A 16,424-nucleotide genomic window follows, 5' to 3' on the forward strand; every position below is an offset into this window, starting at 1 on the left:
AAAGTCATTGGGCATCGGTCCCGCACTGGCCATCACAGCAGCCGTTGGCTTGCAGGTGCTTGCACAGCGGCACGGCAAGCAGTGCGCCGAGCACTGGCGCGACGAGGTAAATCCACAGATGCTCCGTATGTCCGGAGATCAGTGCGGGCGCGAGTGAACGCGCAGGATTCATCGAGGCGCCGCAGGCAGGTCCCGCAAACATGGCCTCCAGAGCTACAACTCCACCGATGGTGATGCCGGCCGTGATGCCTTTTTCCTTCGCACCCGTGGACACGCTCAAAATCGTCAGCATCAAAATCGCAGTCAGCACCAGCTCCAGCACAAAGCTCTGTGTCTCAGATCCCGCAGGCAGCGTCGCCCCCAGCGTGGCATCCTGCGGATACAGCACCCGCAGCAGCAGGCTGGCAGCCAGCGCCCCGCCGATCTGCGCACCGAGATACCCCGGCACATCCCGCCACGCAAAGCGCCGTGCCACCGCAAAGGCCAGCGTCACGGCGGGGTTGAAATGCGCGCCGCTCACATCACCAAAGGTGTGAATCATCGCCATGACCACCAGCCCGAAGGTGAGCGCGATGCCCGCATGGCCGATGGCCCCATGGCTCGCGGCATTGATGACGATGGCCCCCGTGCCCGCAAAGACGAGCGTGAAGGTGCCGAGGAATTCAGCAAGGCGTTGTTTCTTCATGGGGAAGTCTCAGCAGCATTTGGAGCCCGGCGTGCAGCAGGAAGCCGCCGCCTCGACTTTCGGCGCAGGCGCACACTCACCCGGCAGGCAGATCCCGCGCGCCAGGCAGTCCGTGTGCTTCAGCCCCAGATGAAACGCCAGCGCTCCATCGATGACCTCCGCGCTCTCCACCGGAAACTGCGCCACCACGCCGTCCTCGTATTCAATCTCCACCGGCAGGTTGTGGTGCGGCAGCACATCGTCCGCACGCTCAAAGATTGCCGCCAGCTTGCCCGAGAGCAGCCGATGGTCCACATCGTCATGCACCCACGTTTGCAGCAGGCAGGTCTCCAGCGTGCGCCGCATGCCGCCGCAGTCGATGAAGTTCTTCATCACATGGCCCACTTCCGTGACGTGATAGTGCGCGGGGATCATGCCGCCGTCCGGCAGCACAAACAGCAGCGGCTTGTCCGCATGCGCGTTGAGGAGGGAGAGAAATTCGGTGATGTTCATGGTAGGAAAAAGCAGTTAGCAGCAGGGTTTGGTGGTGGCCTTCTTCGGCGCCAGCTGGTCCAGGCAGCGCAGGAAATCCCCCAGGCAGTCGCAGGCCAGTCGATAATAAATGTTCAGCCCGCGCTTGTCAGACACCAGCACCCCGGCCTGGCGCATCATGCTCAGGTGCTTGGACACCGTGGACATGTCCGCGCCCACCAAGTCTTTCAGGTCGCACACGCACATCTCGCCATCCATCAGCGCCTCGGCGATCAGCAGCCGCGAAGGATGCGCCAGCGCCTTGATCACGGCGGCTCGTTTGCTGGAAACTGTCTTGCTTGCAGGCATGATACAAATTGGTTATTTGGCTAAATAACCAAATAGTCGCCACCCCGCAACCTCTTTCTGCCAAAGCATCTCCGAAACGATGATGATCCCATATGGACTGCGGTCGCGCAGCGAGGAACAGCCTGTCCTTCGTAGCTTTAGCGAAGTAGGAAGCGAAGCTACCGCTTTCGACGGGTACTCTGGCTCGCGAGCGTCAACGGATGTCGCGAAAGCGGGAGCTGATATTTTTTCGTCTACTGTGCAGCTCTCGCGAATCACAGGACTGCTGAAAGCCCAGCTCCCCAAGCCGATTCCAAAACCCTCTGCGGCATCAGTGCGGAAATTTCCTCCGCCTCTCCCGGCGGGAAGGGGATGCCCTCCTCACTTCCCACCCTTGGCCTCAGGCAGCGGCAGGATCTGCACCTTGATCTTCCCCCGCACATTGTTCAGCCAGGCATCGTAAAACTCCGTCGCCTTCTTCTGCTTCAGCTCCGCCGAGGCTACCTGCCGCCGTTCCCCCGCCGTTTTGCTCAGCATGCGCTCGGCATCCAGTTTGACGATGATCCACGCACTGCCGATGTCCACCACCCCGCTGATACCCCCGGGCTCCATGCCGGCGAGCGGCCCGCTGATCGCCGGGCTGAGCGCGGTGGCGTTCATCCAGTCCATGGCGCCGCCATCTGCCGCGCGGCTGTCGGCGGAATGTTTCTTGGCCAGGGCTTCAAAGTCCTGCCCCTCCTTGAGCTTCGCATGCACGTCATCCGCCAGCTTGCGCTGCTGCTCTTCGCTCTGGCCGCCGGATTGTTTCAGGATGGAGAGCGTGTGCAGCTTCACCTGCCGCTCCGGTGGCGCGTTGTTCTTCTCCATCTGCCGGGCGATCTCCACCTCCGTGGGCGCAGGGGCCATGCCCCGGATCTTCTGCCTCATGAGTGGCGCGACGAGGTTCTTTTCGCGTATCGCGCGGTATTCCTCCAGCGTGTAGCCGTCCTTGGCCAGTTGCATCAAAAAGCGCGGCTGGCTGCCTTTGAAACTGCGGGCCACAAACTGGCGCACGTCCTCGTCCATCTGCGCGGTGGTGATGTTGTTGCCCATGGCCTTGAAAGCCGCATGCAGCAGCGCCACCTCGATCTGGGCCTTCAGCGCCGCCTCCTCCAGCTCCGCCTCCGTGGCCCCAGACTTGGCTGCGGCGGCATTTTTGCGGAACACCTCCAGCGCTATCGTCACCTCCCTGCGGGTCACCTCCGTGCCATCCACCATCGCGGCCACCCGCGCTGCATCCACCGCCTTGCCATCACCGCCCTTCGGCATCAGCTTCTCGCGCAGCATGCCGGAGAGCGTTTCATCCCACATCCTGTCCATCGCTGCCGTCGTGGCAGTGGCCAGCGTGCGGTCCGGCTCGCGGCGCAGCTCCTGCAAAAACGACTCCATCATCGAGGTGAAGCCGATCTTCGTGCCAGCCTCCGCACCGCCAAACACCTCGCGCAGCAGATCAGTCTCCGGGCTCTGTCCGCGCGCGCGCATCTTCTCCAGCACGTCCGCCATGGCCGTGCGCTTGCGTGCAGAGCAGTTCTGCACCAGCAGTCCCCAGTCCTTGCGGAAATCTGCCGCCGTCATCTTGCTCAGCGCCAGTTCGCGGAACTCGCCCGCAGAGGCAGGCAGCGTCCAGTCCAGCAGTGATGCCGCGAAGTAGCAGCCCACGGGCCCCAGCTCCGGGTCCTGCCGCACCTGCTGCAAAATGCGGCCGGTGTACTCGTTCCGCCCCGCCGTGCTGTAGTACACCTCCCGCGCCAGCAGCCACGGCCAGCTCCCCTCGTTCACCACACTGTCCACCATGGCCAGGCCGATCTGCGCAATCATCGTCGTGCTGGCCTTTGTCGTGCGCGGCTTGTCCGGCCTGTCCGGTACGTAAAATCGGTCATCGTCCGGGCCGGTGAAGGCGCTGAAGAACTGCGCCATCGAAATGTCCAGCCCGCGCCCGAGATCCCGCGCTGCGGCCGTGCGCCGCGCCACCTCCTCTGGCTTCAGCGCAGCCGTCTTGCCAAAGCCCGCGTTCAGAAAGCCCGCCGTCAGCCAGCCCGCCCAGGAAGCAAAGCCCTCTCCGGGCTCATAGCTGTTCGCCACGCCTGCGGTCTGCGCCTCCAGCTCCTGCGTGGCCTTGTCCCACGCCCCTTGGGCCGTGGTCAGTTTGAACCGGGAAAACTCCGTGTGCGCCTTGTTCCACATTCCTTTGCCGTTCCCGAGCTCGCGCAGCCGCCCCGTGGCCTTCTCGATCACGGTGCCGTACGTTCCCTGTCCGTCCGCCGTTTCCGTTTTCATCACCAGCAGGCCGTCCTTGTGCTCCCACTTGTCCGCGTACTTCAGGCTGTCCAGCAGCGCCGCCGCCGGCTTCATCGTCAGTTCGAAGTCCATCAGCCCGTTCCCTTCCTGCTTCTTCCATGATCCGCCAAAGTTGACGTTGCCGGCCGTGCGGTTGTCCTTCGGTTCATCCGTGTCGAACCTCACAAACAGACTTGTCTTCAAAGTCCTTCCCAGCGGCTGCCGCAGCCACTGACGCACAGCACCGTCATGCGCCGAAAAGAAGGCGGACACTTCCCCGGGAGTGTATCGCACCGTGCAGCGGCGCGGATTTTTCCGGCCCTCCCCATCGTCAAACACCGTCAGCGTCACCTGCAGTCCGTGCTGCGAATTGTAGATCATCACCATCTCACCGCTGTGTTCATTCTTGGATTGGAAGTTCAGCGTGATCACCAGATCCTCGCTGCCAGTGCGCATCAGCGCATTGACCCAGTCCCGCGTCTTCAGCAGGGTCTCACACGTCGCGTTCAGCGGCTCACCCAGCTTGGGGGCCTCCGGCATTTCCACCAGCTCCAGCTTCAGGTCCATCTCCGGGTGGTCCGTCTGTCGCGGAGTGGTCGTCACCTTGAAGGAGGTGTACCGCGCGCTGCTCAGCAGCCGGTCCTCGATCTGCTTCACCTGCCCGGACAAAAACGGCCGGCCTTTCTCCAGCCCCAGGTACTTCAGCAGCGCCGCCTCGGAGTCGCGCTTCAGGCCCGTGCAGGTGATCCCCGCCAGCACGGCCGCCGGTCCCTCCGAGAGAATGTTCACCTGCAGGGCCGCCGTATGCGCGCTGTCATCCAGCACGGTTTTGACCTCCACCTTGGCCTGCATCCGCCCCGCCTTCGCAAGTTGCTTCACCACCATGTCCTGCAGATCAATGGGGCGGCGGGCATCCAGCGCAGCGGGCTTGCCGATCTCCCACGCGATGTCCTTTGAGTCGGCGTCCACGACCTCGCTCCCCTTCGTCTTGATGGAGAGGCCCGGTACCTTCGTCTCTGACACATCCACCAGAGTGGTCGGCGTCGTCCGTTCCTCGGGCTTGTCCTTCTTGGTGGAATCATTCGCCGCCTTCTTCTCCTTCGTGGTCAGTTTGGCGATGATCTGCGCCGCCGGCACCGACTCCGCCCCCGTCACAATGACCGGCCCCGCCATGTAGCGCTGCCCTTCGGCGATCACGCACAGCAGCCGCTGCGGATCCGCCAGCCACCGCGTCTCGGTGATCTGCACCTGCGGAAACCCCGCACGCTGGTAGCCGCGCAGCAGAGCCGCCCGCGTGGCCTGCACATACTCCGCCAGCGGAGCCTCCGGATGCGCCGCCAGCAGCCAGTCCCCGTGCGTGCGCAGGCCACGGTGCAGATCCTCGGCGCTGAAGGTCTTGTTGCCCTCAAACAACATGCGACTCGCGCTGCCCAGTGCCCCCACCTTGGACGCATCCGCGCCATAGATAAACACCGGCAGCAGCAGACAAAGAATGAGAGCAGTGTACGATTTCATGCGGACAGGCGGCTGGGGGTTGAACGCATGGCTTGGATTTATCTTCAATCGAAAGTCTGGATTTAAGAAAATCCTAGTCGAATCGCCACGCCTGAGTCAATCGGCATCCTGCTTGCCATGGCTAGGTGCAGGGCTGAGCATCGCTTTCATTATGGAGAGGTGGATTTTTCACCGGACGCCAGCCGCATGGGGTGTAAAGTGCCGCTGCCTGCACGCGGTCATTCGGTTTCGCGCTGGCGGGGGAAGCAGCAATGGCATGATTCACAAACTTGAACGATGGGCTTGGGCAGGCGGCGCTCTGCTGGCGGCAAACGCCGGCATGGTCAATGCCGTGGGCCTGAAAAGCTACGCCCATCAGGCCGTCACCCACGTCACCGGCAGCACCACCCTTTTCACCCTCGCCGTAGCGCACCATGACCTCGCGGCCGTGTCGGACCTCGGCATGGTGCTGCTCTCCTTTGTGGCCGGTGCTGCGCTCTGCGGCTTCATCGTGCAGAAGGATGCGCTCAAACTCGGTCGGCGTTACGGCGTGGCGCTCTTGATCGAAAGCCTGCTGCTCATGGTCGCCGCGTTCCTCATGCGCTCAAACAACGGCCTCGCCAGCTACTTTGCCTCCGCCGCCTGCGGCCTGCAAAACGCCATGGCCAGCACTTACAGCGGCGCCGTCCTGCGCACCACCCACGTCTCCGGCATGTTCACCGATCTCGGCGCCGCCTTCGGCCACTGGCTGCGCGGCCTCAGCGTGGATGCCAAACGCGTCCGGCTCTACGCCACCCTCGTCGGCTCCTTCATGCTCGGCGGCGTGCTCGGCACGCTGCTCTTCGACGTTTACTCCTACAACACCCTCTACATCCCCGCCGCGCTCACAGGCATGGCCGCCGCAGGCTACACCCTCTATGCCCACATGCGCCACGGGTGACTCACCGCACCGTCTGCGTCACCGCCACCGACGGCACGATCCAAAACACCCGCTCGCTCGCCTCACCCCAGCCTGCTCGGCGGGACTGGCGCTGGTCCGTCAGGACGGGAGCTGGTTTTGTTGTTTGCGGAGGCGCATGGGCTTTGTCTTTTTTGGGCCTGGGCGATGACGAATCAGCAGGGGTATTTTGATGCGCTGCAGTTGGAGTTTAGGGATGGGAGTTTGAGGCGGGAGGCGATTGTGCAGTTCAAGGCGGTGGCATCGGGAATTTGGGTGTCAGGGTGGAGGGGGCAGGCGGAAAATTAATTCGCAGCTTCCAAGAGGCTAAAAGTCAATTGATTGCGGACATGAGCCTAGGGTGAATGTTTATTTAAACAATATAAAAGTTGCATTAGATGCCGGGTACGCGATGAAATAGAACGATTATTTTGTAAGCCATCTCATGCATTGGTAATCATCCGTTATCCATGAATATGAAACCTGGAATGATGAAGAAAGATGTTTCTGCCTCGCAATTTTGTTTCGGCGAAAGGCGCGAAGAGATGGAGGGCGCAGGCCTGCCGCGAGCCCTGCGCACAGGCGCCTGCCCGTTCATCCGCCGGCGTGAGGGCTGAATGCGTACGGCCGCTCTTCTGCTGAGGCTCACTCCCTTTGAATTTCAACCTTAACACAGACACCCCATGGACATCACACTACGAGAACTGAACGAGCTTAAGCGTCAGATAGACATCAACGAAGGCCTTGCGCAGCCTGTGAAAACTCATGCGCTGCCGCCGCGGGCGCGTTTGCTGGCGGAGGGGGATTCGTGGTTTGCGTATCCGCGCCGGCAGCTGGTCTTCGGCGCAGCGGGGAATGTGATCTCCTGCCTGCGCAAAGCGCACAAGGATCTGGAGATCGACGACATTGCCTCCAATGGTGACGAGGCCGTGGCGATGGTGTCCGGGGATGCCAAGCTTGATTTTCTGACACGGATCGCCCGCACTGAGTATGACCTGCTGCTGTTTTCCGGCGGTGGCAACGACCTGGTGGGCCAGTACGACTTCAACTTTTTTCTGCGCGACCGGAAGGCGGTGACCAATCCACTGGACTGCCTGATCACTGAGCGCCTGGACAGGCGCATCGAGCGGGTGGCGGGCTCCTATGCGGATCTGGTGGATCTGGTGGGGGAATACTCGCGGAACCGCAAGATCAAGATCGTGAGCCATACCTACGACTGGGCGATTCCCAGCCCGGAGGGGGCCAGCTTTTGGAACGGCCTGATCAAGGTGGATTCAGGGCGCTCGTGGATGCATCCCTACATGGTGGCGAAGTCGATCACAGACCCGGATGAGCAGTATGCCATCGTGAAGCATCTGCTGAGCCAGTTTGCGGCGCGCATCGGGCAGATCGCGCAGAAGAGCGGGGGGCGTTTTGTGCTGGTGAACACGCAGGGCACGCTGCCTGCGCGGGACCGCAACTGGTGGGTGAACGAGATCCATCCAAGTCCGGAGGGATTTGCCGAGATCGCGAAGGTGATTTTCGACCAGGGCATCAATCCGCTGCTTCCGCCTCCTTGATCCCGGGGCGTGCCGCACGGACCGCCCGCTTCATCCACTTCCATATTCCAAAGCTATGAACGACAAAATCATCATCACCAACAAAACGGCCCTGAGTCAAAAGTATGGCAAGGCGGGGCTCACCAAGATCAACAAGGCTTTGAAGGACGTCCTGAAGGCGGACGCGAACCGTGGGATCAAGACTTCCGTGATTTACCTGGATGACGAGGCTGCGATGAAAAAGCTGGGCGGGGTGGCGGTGACGACGGCATCCAGCCCGAAGCAGAACAAGGATGCCATCGATGCGATAGCCAAGGCGGCCAGCCCGGACTATCTGATGATCTTGGGAGCACCGGATGTGGTGCCGCATCAGGATCTCACCAACCCGGCCTTTGACCCGGGGAACGATGATGATGCCAACGCGGAAGGGGATCTTCCCTATGCGTGTGATGTGCCGTACTCACGTGATCCGGCGAAATTTGTGGGGCCTACGCGTGTGGTGGGACGGCTGCCGGATCTGGCAGGGGCGAGTGATCCTGCGCACCTGATCTCCTTGCTGGCGGTGGCCGCCGGCTACCAAAGCCGCCCCGCCCAAAACTATGCCAAATACTTTGGACTTTCCGCGCATGTTTGGAAGGGCTCCACGACACTGAGTCTGGAAAACGTCTTCGGGAATGCCACCTCCCTGCTGACATCACCCACCGCCGGGCCGAGCTACCCGCAGGGTGAAATGAAGGCTTTGACGCACTTCATCAACTGCCATGGAGGCGAGGCTGATCCGCAGTTCTATGGTCAGAAGGGCAGCAGTTATCCGCCCTCCGTCACCACGAAGGACGCGGCGGGCCAGATCAAGGAGGGCACGGTGGCTGCGGCGGAGTGTTGCTATGGCGGGGAGCTTTACGACTCGGAGACGCTGGGAATCGACATGCCGATCTGCCAGAGCTACCTGCGCCAGGGGGCCTATGGCTTTTTTGGCAGCACGACGATTGCTTATGGGCCGGCAGACAGCAACGGATCGGCGGATTACATCTGCCAGGACTTTTTGATCCAAGTGCTGGGAGGTGCCTCGCTGGGAAGGGCGGCGCTGATCGCACGACAGCATTTTGTGGAGCGCAACAGCCAGATGGATCCCTTTGATTTAAAGACCCTGGCCCAGTTTTGCCTGCTGGGGGACCCGAGTGTCCAGCCGGTGGCTGCAGCGGGGGACACCAAGGTGGCGAAAGGTACAACGGACGCGAGCGCAGAACGCTTTGCCCGTGCTGAGCGACGTGTGAAACTCAAACAAATGGGGGAATTCCTTTCACAGACGAAACCGACCGCTTCGAAGAAGGTGCGAACGGGCAGGGTGACGCCTACGACCAAGGCCGCGCTGGCCAACATCGCGAAGAAGGCGGGGATCGGGGATGCGAAGCCGTTTTCCGCGTTTGCGGTGCGCAACAAGGCGCCGAAGCAGAAGAGGGGCGGGAAGTCGGAGTCGGTCCCGTCGCGTTACTTCATCAATGTGTGGAAGCCGAAGAAGACGCGTGATGGGCTGCATCTTGGCGTGGGAGTGGTTGCAAAAGAGCTGAACGGCAGGATTGTGGACTACCGAATTTATTACCAACGATGATGGGGCACTGAATCTGCGTATGACTCCTGAACATGTGACTGGCTTGAAAGGGCGGGTGGTGCAGGGGCCCTACGGTCTCGGGAGCAAGAGCGAACGGACGGCGGTTTTTTTGGTGACCCAGGCTGGCGACCATAAGTACCTTCTGCGCCGCAAGACGGGCCCGACCTATGGAGACGAGGTCGTGGCGGCGCTGGAAGGGAAAACCGTGGTTTGTGATGGGTTCATCCTGGGCGGGACGCTGATGGCTGAGGACATACGTGAGGTGTGACAAACGCCGGGCGCGGCAAGACAACGCATGGCATGCGCTTAAGCGCGTATGAGCCCGGGATGGTGTGAGAACGCTTGCCTATGCCCGGTTTGCTTCAGGGGCTTGGGTGCTGAAACACTGCCAAGGGGGGATGAGGAGGATCAGGAAGCGAGAGCGGCGAGGACTTGGTCGAGATGTTCGTCGGGTTTTACCTTTTCGAGGATGGCGGTGATGTGGCCGGTCTCGCTGATGATGAAGGTGCTGCGCTCGGTGCCCATGTATTTTTTGCCGTAGAGGGTTTTTTCGACCCAGACGCCGTAGGCGTTGACGATGGTGTGGTCGGGATCGGCGATGAGGGGGATGGGGAGGCTGTACTTTTCGATGAACCTGGCGTGGCGCTTGATGGGATCCGTGCTGATGCCAAAGAGGAGGGCTTTCTGGGTGATCTGAGACCAGGCGTCGCGCAGGGCGCAGGCTTGCTTGGTGCAGCCGGGGGTGTCGTCTTTGGGATAGAAGTAGAGGACGACTTTTTGGCCTCGAAGCTGGCTGAGGGTGAGGGTGGTTTCAGACTTGTAAGTGCCGCCGATGACGGGGGCGGTGAAGTCAGGGGCGAGGGTGTGGAGGGCGGGTTTGGGCATGGTCTTTGGCGATCTTTTCCAGCATGGGGCCGAGGCTGTCGTTGCGGAGGGTGTTTCCGCCATCCAGATAAATCAAGACACCGTTGCCGTTGGAGGTTGAGGAAATCTGAGTGCTCCATGTGCGAGCCGCCGTCACAAAATGCAGCTCGCAGTTCCACTCTGAGACTGGGTGTGATGGAGTATATTCGCGAGCTTCCCGCATGGCCTCGCAGAGTGACTGGATTTGCCCAGCGTCTTGAATGCTGAAGCGAGCTTTGACGAGGTCGCTGCTGTCGGCGTAAACATTCTGAATGTCGATGCGGGTGATGTCGGCCGGCTTCAGGCTTTGGAACAGTCTCGTCTCTTCATCCCTGCGTGGCTGCTCGATGAACCGGTCATAGGAAATAAAGGCGACAAGGGCGGTCAAGATGAGCGCCGCAGTTGTGGGAGACATTCGGTCATTCATAGAGACTGCGTGCCGGATATTGCAGAGGAAGTCAGCTGAAGCCGAGGGCGTGCATGATGGCCTGGGCGGCGGAGTAGAAGAGCCAGGCGTAGAAGGCCCAGGCGATGGCGATGAAGCCGATGATCATGGCGATGAGCATGAAGATGCCGGCGTAGAAGTGGAAGGTGCTGCGCTTGACTTTGTCTTGGTGTCCGGCCTGCCAGGCGAGGAGGAGCTTCAAATTACGCGTGTTGGATTTGAAGAAGACGGAGGCGAACGCCCCGGCGCCGGGGATGAGGCCGATGGCGAAATTGATGCCCATGTTGAGCGCCATGCGCAGGAAGACGGGAATGGGGATGCCGCTGCGGAGGGCATCGAGCAGGATGATGAATCCGGCGCCGGAGGCGACGGTGTCGCCGACGGCGGGGATGAGGGCGAGGATGGGATCGAGACCGAAGCGGACGTTGGTGCCGGGGACGCGCATGAGCTCGTCGAGGTACTTGGAGAGGATGCGTGCAGCGGCGTTGTTGACGGGGTCTTTGCTGCTGGCGAGCTTGGCGGCGATGGGATTGATCTCCGGCGGCGTGGGCGGGAGGACGGAGTCCACTTGGATGTCACGAGCGGGAGCAGGCATGAGAGGGGATACGCTGAAGGGGACGGTGGGGCAACGGGGGAATGAGGAATGGGGAACTCCGCCCGGAACGGGAAGGGGAGCGGGCCTTGAAAGCATGCTCTGCACCACAGGTGGCACCGGAATTCCGCACGGAAGGCCTGTTTGGCAGGGATCGGGGATCTATGAGATGGGCACTCGGCTCCCACCGCATTCAGCGCATGGGGCGGTTCACTCGCACAAGCTGCCCTGGGAGAGTGACTGCCTCGCGAATGGACTGATCGATTCTTTGCGCGAGCTCCTGGGGGCGGGATCTGTGGTGCAAACGATAATGCCTGCGTGCTCTGCATTCGTGGAACGGTGCAGGCGCATGAAATGCAGGCGATTGAAGGTCAGCACCGCACGGCCTTCGCATCTGGCGAACTCCAGCACTTCCTCGTCAGGAATGCGCTGGTTGGCGCGTCCAGCGTCCAGGGAGGTCAGCACATCATGGCCTAACGCGCGCAGGCATATGACGACGCGGTGGTCAAAGTTCTCGTTGGAGTAGAGTCGTGCAGGCACGGCGGATCAGGCTTCCTCGTTTTCGCGGATGGCGTTCTCGATTTCCACCTTGTTCGCAGTCACGTAGTCCCAGGCGCAGGTCAGATCGTTTCGCTTGAGGCTCGGATAGGCCTCCAGCAGTTGAGCCTCGGTCATCCCCAGCCGGCGTGACTGCTCCAGCGTCCAGACCGGAATGCGAGTGCTGGCGATGCATGCATCACCCCCACAAACGTGGTGTGTTTTTTCAATTCCGGGTCCCGCCTCATGCACGCCGGGTGCACGAGGCCCTGCTCCGCCATCGGCCATGACCAGCAGCACATGACTCCGCCCGGGGCGCAGCCAAGCCGGCAAAGGAGAGAGCAGCCGTACGCTCCCGTCGGCGCTGATCTCGATGTCGGTCTCCAGGGTGTTCATGGTGGATGAGTATCCTCAACCGGCGAGCATGTGTCAATCCCTGCGAGATGGAGCAGCGCCAGACTGCATCAGGGCGCAGGCGACGAGCTGAACCAGCTTCCTCCTTTACTCTTCGAGCTACGAGGACACGAAAGCCGGGACTGCATTACGTGCGCTGGGTGAAGAGGGAGAACGACTGGCGAAAAAGCAGAACGGGCTTTCCTCCTTGCCTGGGTGGCGAAGGATGGGAAAGCCCGTGCTGGGAATGAGGGCTGCCGAGCCGAGGTGCTACGATTTGCTTGGCAGATCGACGAGCATCTGGGCGTTGCTGGGGTAGCGCTCCAGCAGCGAGATGACGCGCTGGATGGCTTCGACGGGCTTGTGGCCGGCGAGGCCGCGGCGCAGCATGTGGATCTTGTCGAGCTGGAAGGTCTGCAGCAGGAGCTCTTCACGGCGGGTGCCGGATTTGAAGATGTTCACGGCGGGGTAGACGAACTGCTCGGCGATCTTGCGATCGAGGACGAGCTCCATGTTGCCGGTGCCTTTGAACTCCTGGAAGATGAGGTCGTCCATGCGGGTGCCGGTTTCCACCAGGGCGGTGCCGAGGATGGTGAGGGAGCCTGCGGTGCGGGTATTGCGCGCAGCAGCGAAGAGACGACGTGGGATTTCCAAGGCACCGACGCCGACGCCGCCGCTCATGACAGCGCCGGATTTGGCGGTGTTGTTAAACGCGCGGGCCATGCGGGTGAGGGAGTCCATGAGCATGAAGACGTGCTCGCCGCACTCGACGAGGCGCTTGGCGCGCTCGATGGCGAAGGTGCAGATGCGGGTGTGGTTCTTGACGTCCTGGTCGTTGTTGCTGGCGTAGATTTCGGCCTGCGGGAGGATGCGCTTGAACTCGGTGACTTCTTCGGGGCGCTCATCGACGAGGAGGATCATCAAGTGCACGCCGGGATGATTGGTGACCATGGCCTCGGCGATGTGCTGAAGGATGGTGGTCTTGCCGGCACGGGGTGCGGCGACGATGAGTCCGCGCTGGCCACGGCCGACGGGGGTCATCATGTCGATGACGCGGGTGGTGAGGCGGTCCTTGGTGGTCTCAAGCTGGTAGCGCTTGTTGGGATTGATGGCCTTGAGTTCTTCGAAGAGGGGGAGATCCCGCATGGCCAAAGGATTGCGGCCATTGACCTCGGTGACTTCGGTGATCTGCGGGCCGCGTGCGCCTTTGCACTGCACGCCGACGATCTGCATGCCTTCGCGGAGGCCGTATTTGCGGACGAACTCGGGGGCGATGAAGGCATCCTGCGGATGCTGGGCGAAGGACATCTCGCGGCGGCGGAGGAAGCCGTAGCCTTTGGGGGACATTTCGAGAATGCCATTGGCGGGCTCTGGCGGGCCGAGGGGTTTTTCCGGCTCGGGCTCGTAATTGCGGCCGCCTTGGGGGCCCTGCTGGGGGTTGCCGTTGTCGCGCTCGCGTTCACGGTTGCCACCACCGTCGCGGTCGCGATTGCCACCGCCATCGCGGTTGGCATTGGGGTTGGGCGTGTAGGGGACGCCGGCGCGGCGTTGGGCGTCGCGCTCGGCACGGCGCTGCTTCCAGCGTTCGAACTTGGCTTTGCGGCGCTCCTTGGCGGTCATGGGGCGTGGCTGGCCGTTTTCACCGATGACGGTGTAGCGTGGCAGGCCATTCGGCTCGGTGCCGGCATTGCTGCCTTCGGCCTCGTCGTCACCGTCAGAGTCTTCTGCGCCTTCGGAATTCGCAGCGGGTGCGCCGGGGGCTGGGGCAGCGGCTTGAGGTGCAGCAGCAGGAGCGGAAGCTGCCACGGGTGCGGGGGCTTCGGTAACGGGTGCAGGAGCTGTTTCCTGGACGATGGCGGCAGGGGCTGCGGCTTCGGCGGGTGCGGGCGCAGGTGCGGCGGCGGGTGCTTCGCTGATTTCAAGATTGAGCTCAGGAGCTTCGGCGGCGTCGGCTTTTTTCTTGGCGGTCTTGCGTGCAGGGGCTTTGGCCTTCGGCTTGGCGGCGGCAGGCGCTGCTGCTTCTTCGATGACGACTTCCACTGCGGGTTCGGCGGCAGGTGCGGCTTTGGCTTTTGCTTTGGACGCTTTTTTCACAGCAGGAGGTGGCGCGGCTTCTTCCACAGCGACTGCCACGACGGGCTCGGCTTTGGCTTTGGTGGCGACTTTTTTGACCGCTGCTTTTTTGGCCGGGGCTTTGCGCTTGGTTTTGGGAGCTTCGAGCTCGGCGGTGGTTTCGTCAGACATAAACAGGAAAGGGGAGGGGATTAATCGAGCTGATCGGCAATGGCGTCGTCGATTTCAAAATTGGCGTGGATGTGCTGCGCGTCGTCGTAGTCGTCGAGGATGTCGTAGAGACGGATCAGGGCTTTCGCGGTGTCCACATCACTGATGGTGACGGTGGTCTGCGGCTGATAGATGAGCTTTTGCGAAGTGGAGTTCAGCCCCTTTTCGCGCAGCGCGTTGTTGACCTGGAAGAGCTGATCGGTGGCGGTGTAGACGATCCATTCGTCGCCGTCTTCCTGGATGTCTTCGGCGCCCGCATCGAGGGCGGTCTCCATGATCTGGTCTTCGGTGGCGGCGGCTTTGTCCAGCCGGATTTCGCCACGGCGTGAGAACATGTAGGCCACACTGCCGGAGTCTGCGAAGGTGCCCTGGTTCTTGCCGAGGAGGACGCGAATGTCGTTGGCGCTGCGGTTACGGTTGTCGGTGACGATTTCGATCATCATCGCCACGCCGCCGGGGGCGTAGGCTTCGTAGAGGATTTCTTCGATCTGCGCCCCGCCGAGTTCGCCGGTGCCTTTTTTGACGGCACGGTCGATGTTGTCATTGGGCATGTTGGCCGCGCGTGCCGCCAGGACGGCGCTGCGCAGGCGGGCATTCATGTCAATGTTGCCACCGCCGTGCTTGGCGGCGAGGGTGATTTCCTTCGACAGCTTGCTGAAGGCATTGCCGCGCTTGGCATCCGTGATGGCTTTGCCACGCTTGATTTTGGACCATTTATTGTGGCCTGCCATGATGAAGAACGATGTCTGTGGGAATGCAGCGAACGGGTGCGGCCATGACGATGACGGCGGCCTTCCGTGCGGTGTGGTTTGGGGAATGTAGGGGGATAGCGGCCTTGCCGCGGTGAGTCTCTGCAGGAATGACGGCTACGCAGCGAGTGCGGAGTCGCGTTTCATCAGCGCCAAGGCCGGGGAAACTTCGGCAATCCTGCCGGGAACAACACCAAGTGTTCACCAAGTTGAGAGAACTTGGAACGGCGTGAAGTGTGTGGGATGTAGGGGCAGGATGCAAGATGTTTTTCGGCACGGGGCGGGAAAAGTGGGGATACGGAGGGATGGCCGCAAAAAGGCGCAAAAAAAGAAAAAGGCTGAGTGGGTGTTTGGGATTGATGATTTGGGTGGCGCTGATGCTTGAGTGTTGCTGGGGTGTGGCCTGCCGCTGCTGCCGGGGTCCGTGGGCGTAGAGAGAGGGGATGAAGAAACAGATGAGGGTGTCAATTTCGCTGACGACGGCTGCTGCGAGGGTGGTGACTATGCCCGGAAGGATGTGCGGCACCCTTGATTCCAGGGTGGAATATTTTGTCAATAATTTGCACCCTGACCCCATTTTGAGGCTGGTCGCGAACCGCTGTTGCTGGCCGAGGTGACAGATTTCTGTCGCTGCTCCGTCGTGGATGGAAAGCATGGAATGCTCCAACTTGTCACCCATGTGCCCGGTCCGAACCGCTGCGCGAGCGCAGGGGATGCGCCGTTTATGACAGGTGCGGCGGGGCTTTCCTTTTGGACTTGAGGGCGGGCGGGTGCTTTTTTTTGGCGATGAAATTTCTGGCTTCAGTGGTGGTGGCGCTCATGGCGGCGCTGGCGTTTGCCGTGTATCATGCGGCGAATCAGTCGATCACGATTGATCATCTGCAGATGTCTGAACTGCGTCTGAAAAAGCGCGAGGCCTGCCTGCTGCGGTTGGGGCAGTCCTTCATTGCGTCGATGAAACCCGGTGAACTCAGGCCGTGGATCAATGCGAACCTGGGGGATCTGGAGATGGCTGAGGAGAAGGCGCGGATCCGCGTCAATGAGGTGGTGTTTGATTTGAATGTGCCGGGGGCAATTGAGTAGTGGTGGGGATGGCCGTCTGAGTGGGGGCGTCTTGAACAGGAATGGCATCGAAATCCAGCGGA

At 61.5% G+C, this 16,424-nt stretch carries 17 protein-coding genes; 6 read left to right on the forward strand and 11 right to left on the reverse strand.

Features of this window, described 5'->3' with window-relative positions:
* Positions 1–4 precede the first annotated feature (4 nt).
* The 4 genes from AC3RLQ_RS04535 to AC3RLQ_RS04550 all read right to left on the reverse strand — a co-directional run bounded on the left by AC3RLQ_RS04535 (position 5) and on the right by AC3RLQ_RS04550 (position 5,314).
* On the reverse strand, positions 5–685 hold the full coding sequence (locus tag AC3RLQ_RS04535; RefSeq protein WP_493034750.1) for an MIP/aquaporin family protein: 681 nt from the start codon (positions 683–685) through the stop codon (positions 5–7).
* Between the two features lie 9 nt (positions 686–694).
* A complete protein-coding gene (locus AC3RLQ_RS04540) occupies positions 695–1,177 on the reverse strand; it encodes a DUF6428 family protein (protein WP_493034752.1) in 483 nt (160 codons plus the stop codon).
* A gap of 15 nt (positions 1,178–1,192) precedes the next feature.
* Positions 1,193–1,504, reverse strand: coding sequence for an ArsR/SmtB family transcription factor (locus tag AC3RLQ_RS04545; RefSeq protein WP_397384972.1), 312 nt, complete (start codon positions 1,502–1,504; stop codon positions 1,193–1,195).
* A 360-nt stretch (positions 1,505–1,864) separates the two neighbouring features.
* On the reverse strand, positions 1,865–5,314 hold the full coding sequence (locus AC3RLQ_RS04550; RefSeq protein WP_493034754.1) for a peptidylprolyl isomerase: 3,450 nt from the start codon (positions 5,312–5,314) through the stop codon (positions 1,865–1,867).
* 256 nt (positions 5,315–5,570) lie between these two features.
* Here AC3RLQ_RS04550 and AC3RLQ_RS04555 point away from each other — a divergent pair, with 256 nt between their 5' ends.
* The 5 genes from AC3RLQ_RS04555 (at position 5,571) to AC3RLQ_RS04575 (ending at position 9,645) form a co-directional block, all read left to right on the forward strand.
* Positions 5,571–6,233 carry a YoaK family protein gene (locus AC3RLQ_RS04555; protein WP_493034756.1) on the forward strand — a complete coding sequence of 221 codons (663 nt, stop codon included), beginning with the start codon at positions 5,571–5,573 and terminating at the stop codon, positions 6,231–6,233.
* A gap of 120 nt (positions 6,234–6,353) precedes the next feature.
* On the forward strand, positions 6,354–6,539 hold the full coding sequence (locus AC3RLQ_RS04560) for a DUF6334 family protein (RefSeq protein WP_493038818.1): 186 nt from the start codon (positions 6,354–6,356) through the stop codon (positions 6,537–6,539).
* Positions 6,540–6,913: 374 nt separating this feature from the next.
* Positions 6,914–7,789, forward strand: coding sequence for a peptidase C14 (locus AC3RLQ_RS04565; RefSeq protein ID WP_493034758.1), 876 nt, complete (start codon positions 6,914–6,916; stop codon positions 7,787–7,789).
* 55 nt (positions 7,790–7,844) lie between these two features.
* The gene (locus AC3RLQ_RS04570) at positions 7,845–9,377 is read left to right on the forward strand and encodes a hypothetical protein (RefSeq protein WP_493034760.1); all 1,533 of its coding nucleotides are present in this window, start codon (positions 7,845–7,847) and stop codon (positions 9,375–9,377) included.
* Positions 9,378–9,396: 19 nt separating this feature from the next.
* Positions 9,397–9,645 carry a hypothetical protein gene (locus tag AC3RLQ_RS04575; RefSeq protein WP_422320673.1) on the forward strand — a complete coding sequence of 83 codons (249 nt, stop codon included), beginning with the start codon at positions 9,397–9,399 and terminating at the stop codon, positions 9,643–9,645.
* A 140-nt stretch (positions 9,646–9,785) separates the two neighbouring features.
* Here the strand turns inward: AC3RLQ_RS04575 and AC3RLQ_RS04580 are convergent, their stop codons facing one another.
* The 7 genes from AC3RLQ_RS04580 to AC3RLQ_RS04610 all read right to left on the reverse strand — a co-directional run bounded on the left by AC3RLQ_RS04580 (position 9,786) and on the right by AC3RLQ_RS04610 (position 15,261).
* Entirely contained in the window at positions 9,786–10,262 is a 477-nt protein-coding gene (locus AC3RLQ_RS04580) for a peroxiredoxin (RefSeq protein ID WP_493034763.1), read from the reverse strand.
* Positions 10,228–10,695 carry a hypothetical protein gene (locus AC3RLQ_RS04585; protein WP_493034765.1) on the reverse strand — a complete coding sequence of 156 codons (468 nt, stop codon included), beginning with the start codon at positions 10,693–10,695 and terminating at the stop codon, positions 10,228–10,230. Before AC3RLQ_RS04585 ends, AC3RLQ_RS04580 begins: the two co-directional genes overlap by 35 nt.
* A 43-nt stretch (positions 10,696–10,738) precedes the next feature.
* On the reverse strand, positions 10,739–11,320 hold the full coding sequence (locus AC3RLQ_RS04590; RefSeq protein ID WP_493034767.1) for a DUF4112 domain-containing protein: 582 nt from the start codon (positions 11,318–11,320) through the stop codon (positions 10,739–10,741).
* Positions 11,321–11,527: 207 nt separating this feature from the next.
* The gene (locus tag AC3RLQ_RS04595) at positions 11,528–11,857 is read right to left on the reverse strand and encodes a DUF5615 family PIN-like protein (protein WP_493034769.1); all 330 of its coding nucleotides are present in this window, start codon (positions 11,855–11,857) and stop codon (positions 11,528–11,530) included.
* Between the two features lie 6 nt (positions 11,858–11,863).
* The gene (locus AC3RLQ_RS04600) at positions 11,864–12,142 is read right to left on the reverse strand and encodes a DUF433 domain-containing protein (protein ID WP_493038820.1); all 279 of its coding nucleotides are present in this window, start codon (positions 12,140–12,142) and stop codon (positions 11,864–11,866) included.
* A 375-nt stretch (positions 12,143–12,517) separates the two neighbouring features.
* Complete coding sequence (gene rho, locus AC3RLQ_RS04605; protein ID WP_493034771.1) at positions 12,518–14,491, reverse strand: transcription termination factor Rho; 1,974 nt, start codon at positions 14,489–14,491, stop codon at positions 12,518–12,520.
* A 20-nt stretch (positions 14,492–14,511) separates the two neighbouring features.
* The gene (locus AC3RLQ_RS04610) at positions 14,512–15,261 is read right to left on the reverse strand and encodes a YebC/PmpR family DNA-binding transcriptional regulator (protein WP_493034773.1); all 750 of its coding nucleotides are present in this window, start codon (positions 15,259–15,261) and stop codon (positions 14,512–14,514) included.
* Positions 15,262–16,065: 804 nt separating this feature from the next.
* Between AC3RLQ_RS04610 and AC3RLQ_RS04615 the strand changes: the two genes are divergently transcribed.
* Complete coding sequence (locus AC3RLQ_RS04615) at positions 16,066–16,362, forward strand: hypothetical protein (protein ID WP_493034775.1); 297 nt, start codon at positions 16,066–16,068, stop codon at positions 16,360–16,362.
* Positions 16,363–16,424: the final 62 nt, after the last annotated feature.

The sequence above is a fragment of the Prosthecobacter sp. GW821-HT29F12 genome (genome assembly GCF_058803405.1).

Excerpts from the sequence above, each read along its gene's own strand:
- AC3RLQ_RS04535 (WP_493034750.1), bottom strand. The coding sequence starts at position 685 with ATGAAGAAACAACGCCTTGCTGAATTCCTCGGCACCTTCACGCTCGTC.
- AC3RLQ_RS04540 (WP_493034752.1), bottom strand. The coding sequence starts at position 1,177 with ATGAACATCACCGAATTTCTCTCCCTCCTCAACGCGCATGCGGACAAG.
- AC3RLQ_RS04545 (WP_397384972.1), bottom strand. The coding sequence starts at position 1,504 with ATGCCTGCAAGCAAGACAGTTTCCAGCAAACGAGCCGCCGTGATCAAG.
- AC3RLQ_RS04550 (WP_493034754.1), bottom strand. The coding sequence starts at position 5,314 with ATGAAATCGTACACTGCTCTCATTCTTTGTCTGCTGCTGCCGGTGTTT.
- AC3RLQ_RS04555 (WP_493034756.1), top strand. The coding sequence starts at position 5,571 with ATGATTCACAAACTTGAACGATGGGCTTGGGCAGGCGGCGCTCTGCTG.
- AC3RLQ_RS04565 (WP_493034758.1), top strand. The coding sequence starts at position 6,914 with ATGGACATCACACTACGAGAACTGAACGAGCTTAAGCGTCAGATAGAC.
- AC3RLQ_RS04570 (WP_493034760.1), top strand. The coding sequence starts at position 7,845 with ATGAACGACAAAATCATCATCACCAACAAAACGGCCCTGAGTCAAAAG.
- AC3RLQ_RS04575 (WP_422320673.1), top strand. The coding sequence starts at position 9,397 with ATGACTCCTGAACATGTGACTGGCTTGAAAGGGCGGGTGGTGCAGGGG.
- AC3RLQ_RS04580 (WP_493034763.1), bottom strand. The coding sequence starts at position 10,262 with ATGCCCAAACCCGCCCTCCACACCCTCGCCCCTGACTTCACCGCCCCC.
- AC3RLQ_RS04585 (WP_493034765.1), bottom strand. The coding sequence starts at position 10,695 with ATGTCTCCCACAACTGCGGCGCTCATCTTGACCGCCCTTGTCGCCTTT.
- AC3RLQ_RS04590 (WP_493034767.1), bottom strand. The coding sequence starts at position 11,320 with ATGCCTGCTCCCGCTCGTGACATCCAAGTGGACTCCGTCCTCCCGCCC.
- AC3RLQ_RS04600 (WP_493038820.1), bottom strand. The coding sequence starts at position 12,142 with ATGGCCGATGGCGGAGCAGGGCCTCGTGCACCCGGCGTGCATGAGGCG.
- rho (WP_493034771.1), bottom strand. The coding sequence starts at position 14,491 with ATGTCTGACGAAACCACCGCCGAGCTCGAAGCTCCCAAAACCAAGCGC.
- AC3RLQ_RS04610 (WP_493034773.1), bottom strand. The coding sequence starts at position 15,261 with ATGGCAGGCCACAATAAATGGTCCAAAATCAAGCGTGGCAAAGCCATC.
- AC3RLQ_RS04615 (WP_493034775.1), top strand. The coding sequence starts at position 16,066 with ATGAAATTTCTGGCTTCAGTGGTGGTGGCGCTCATGGCGGCGCTGGCG.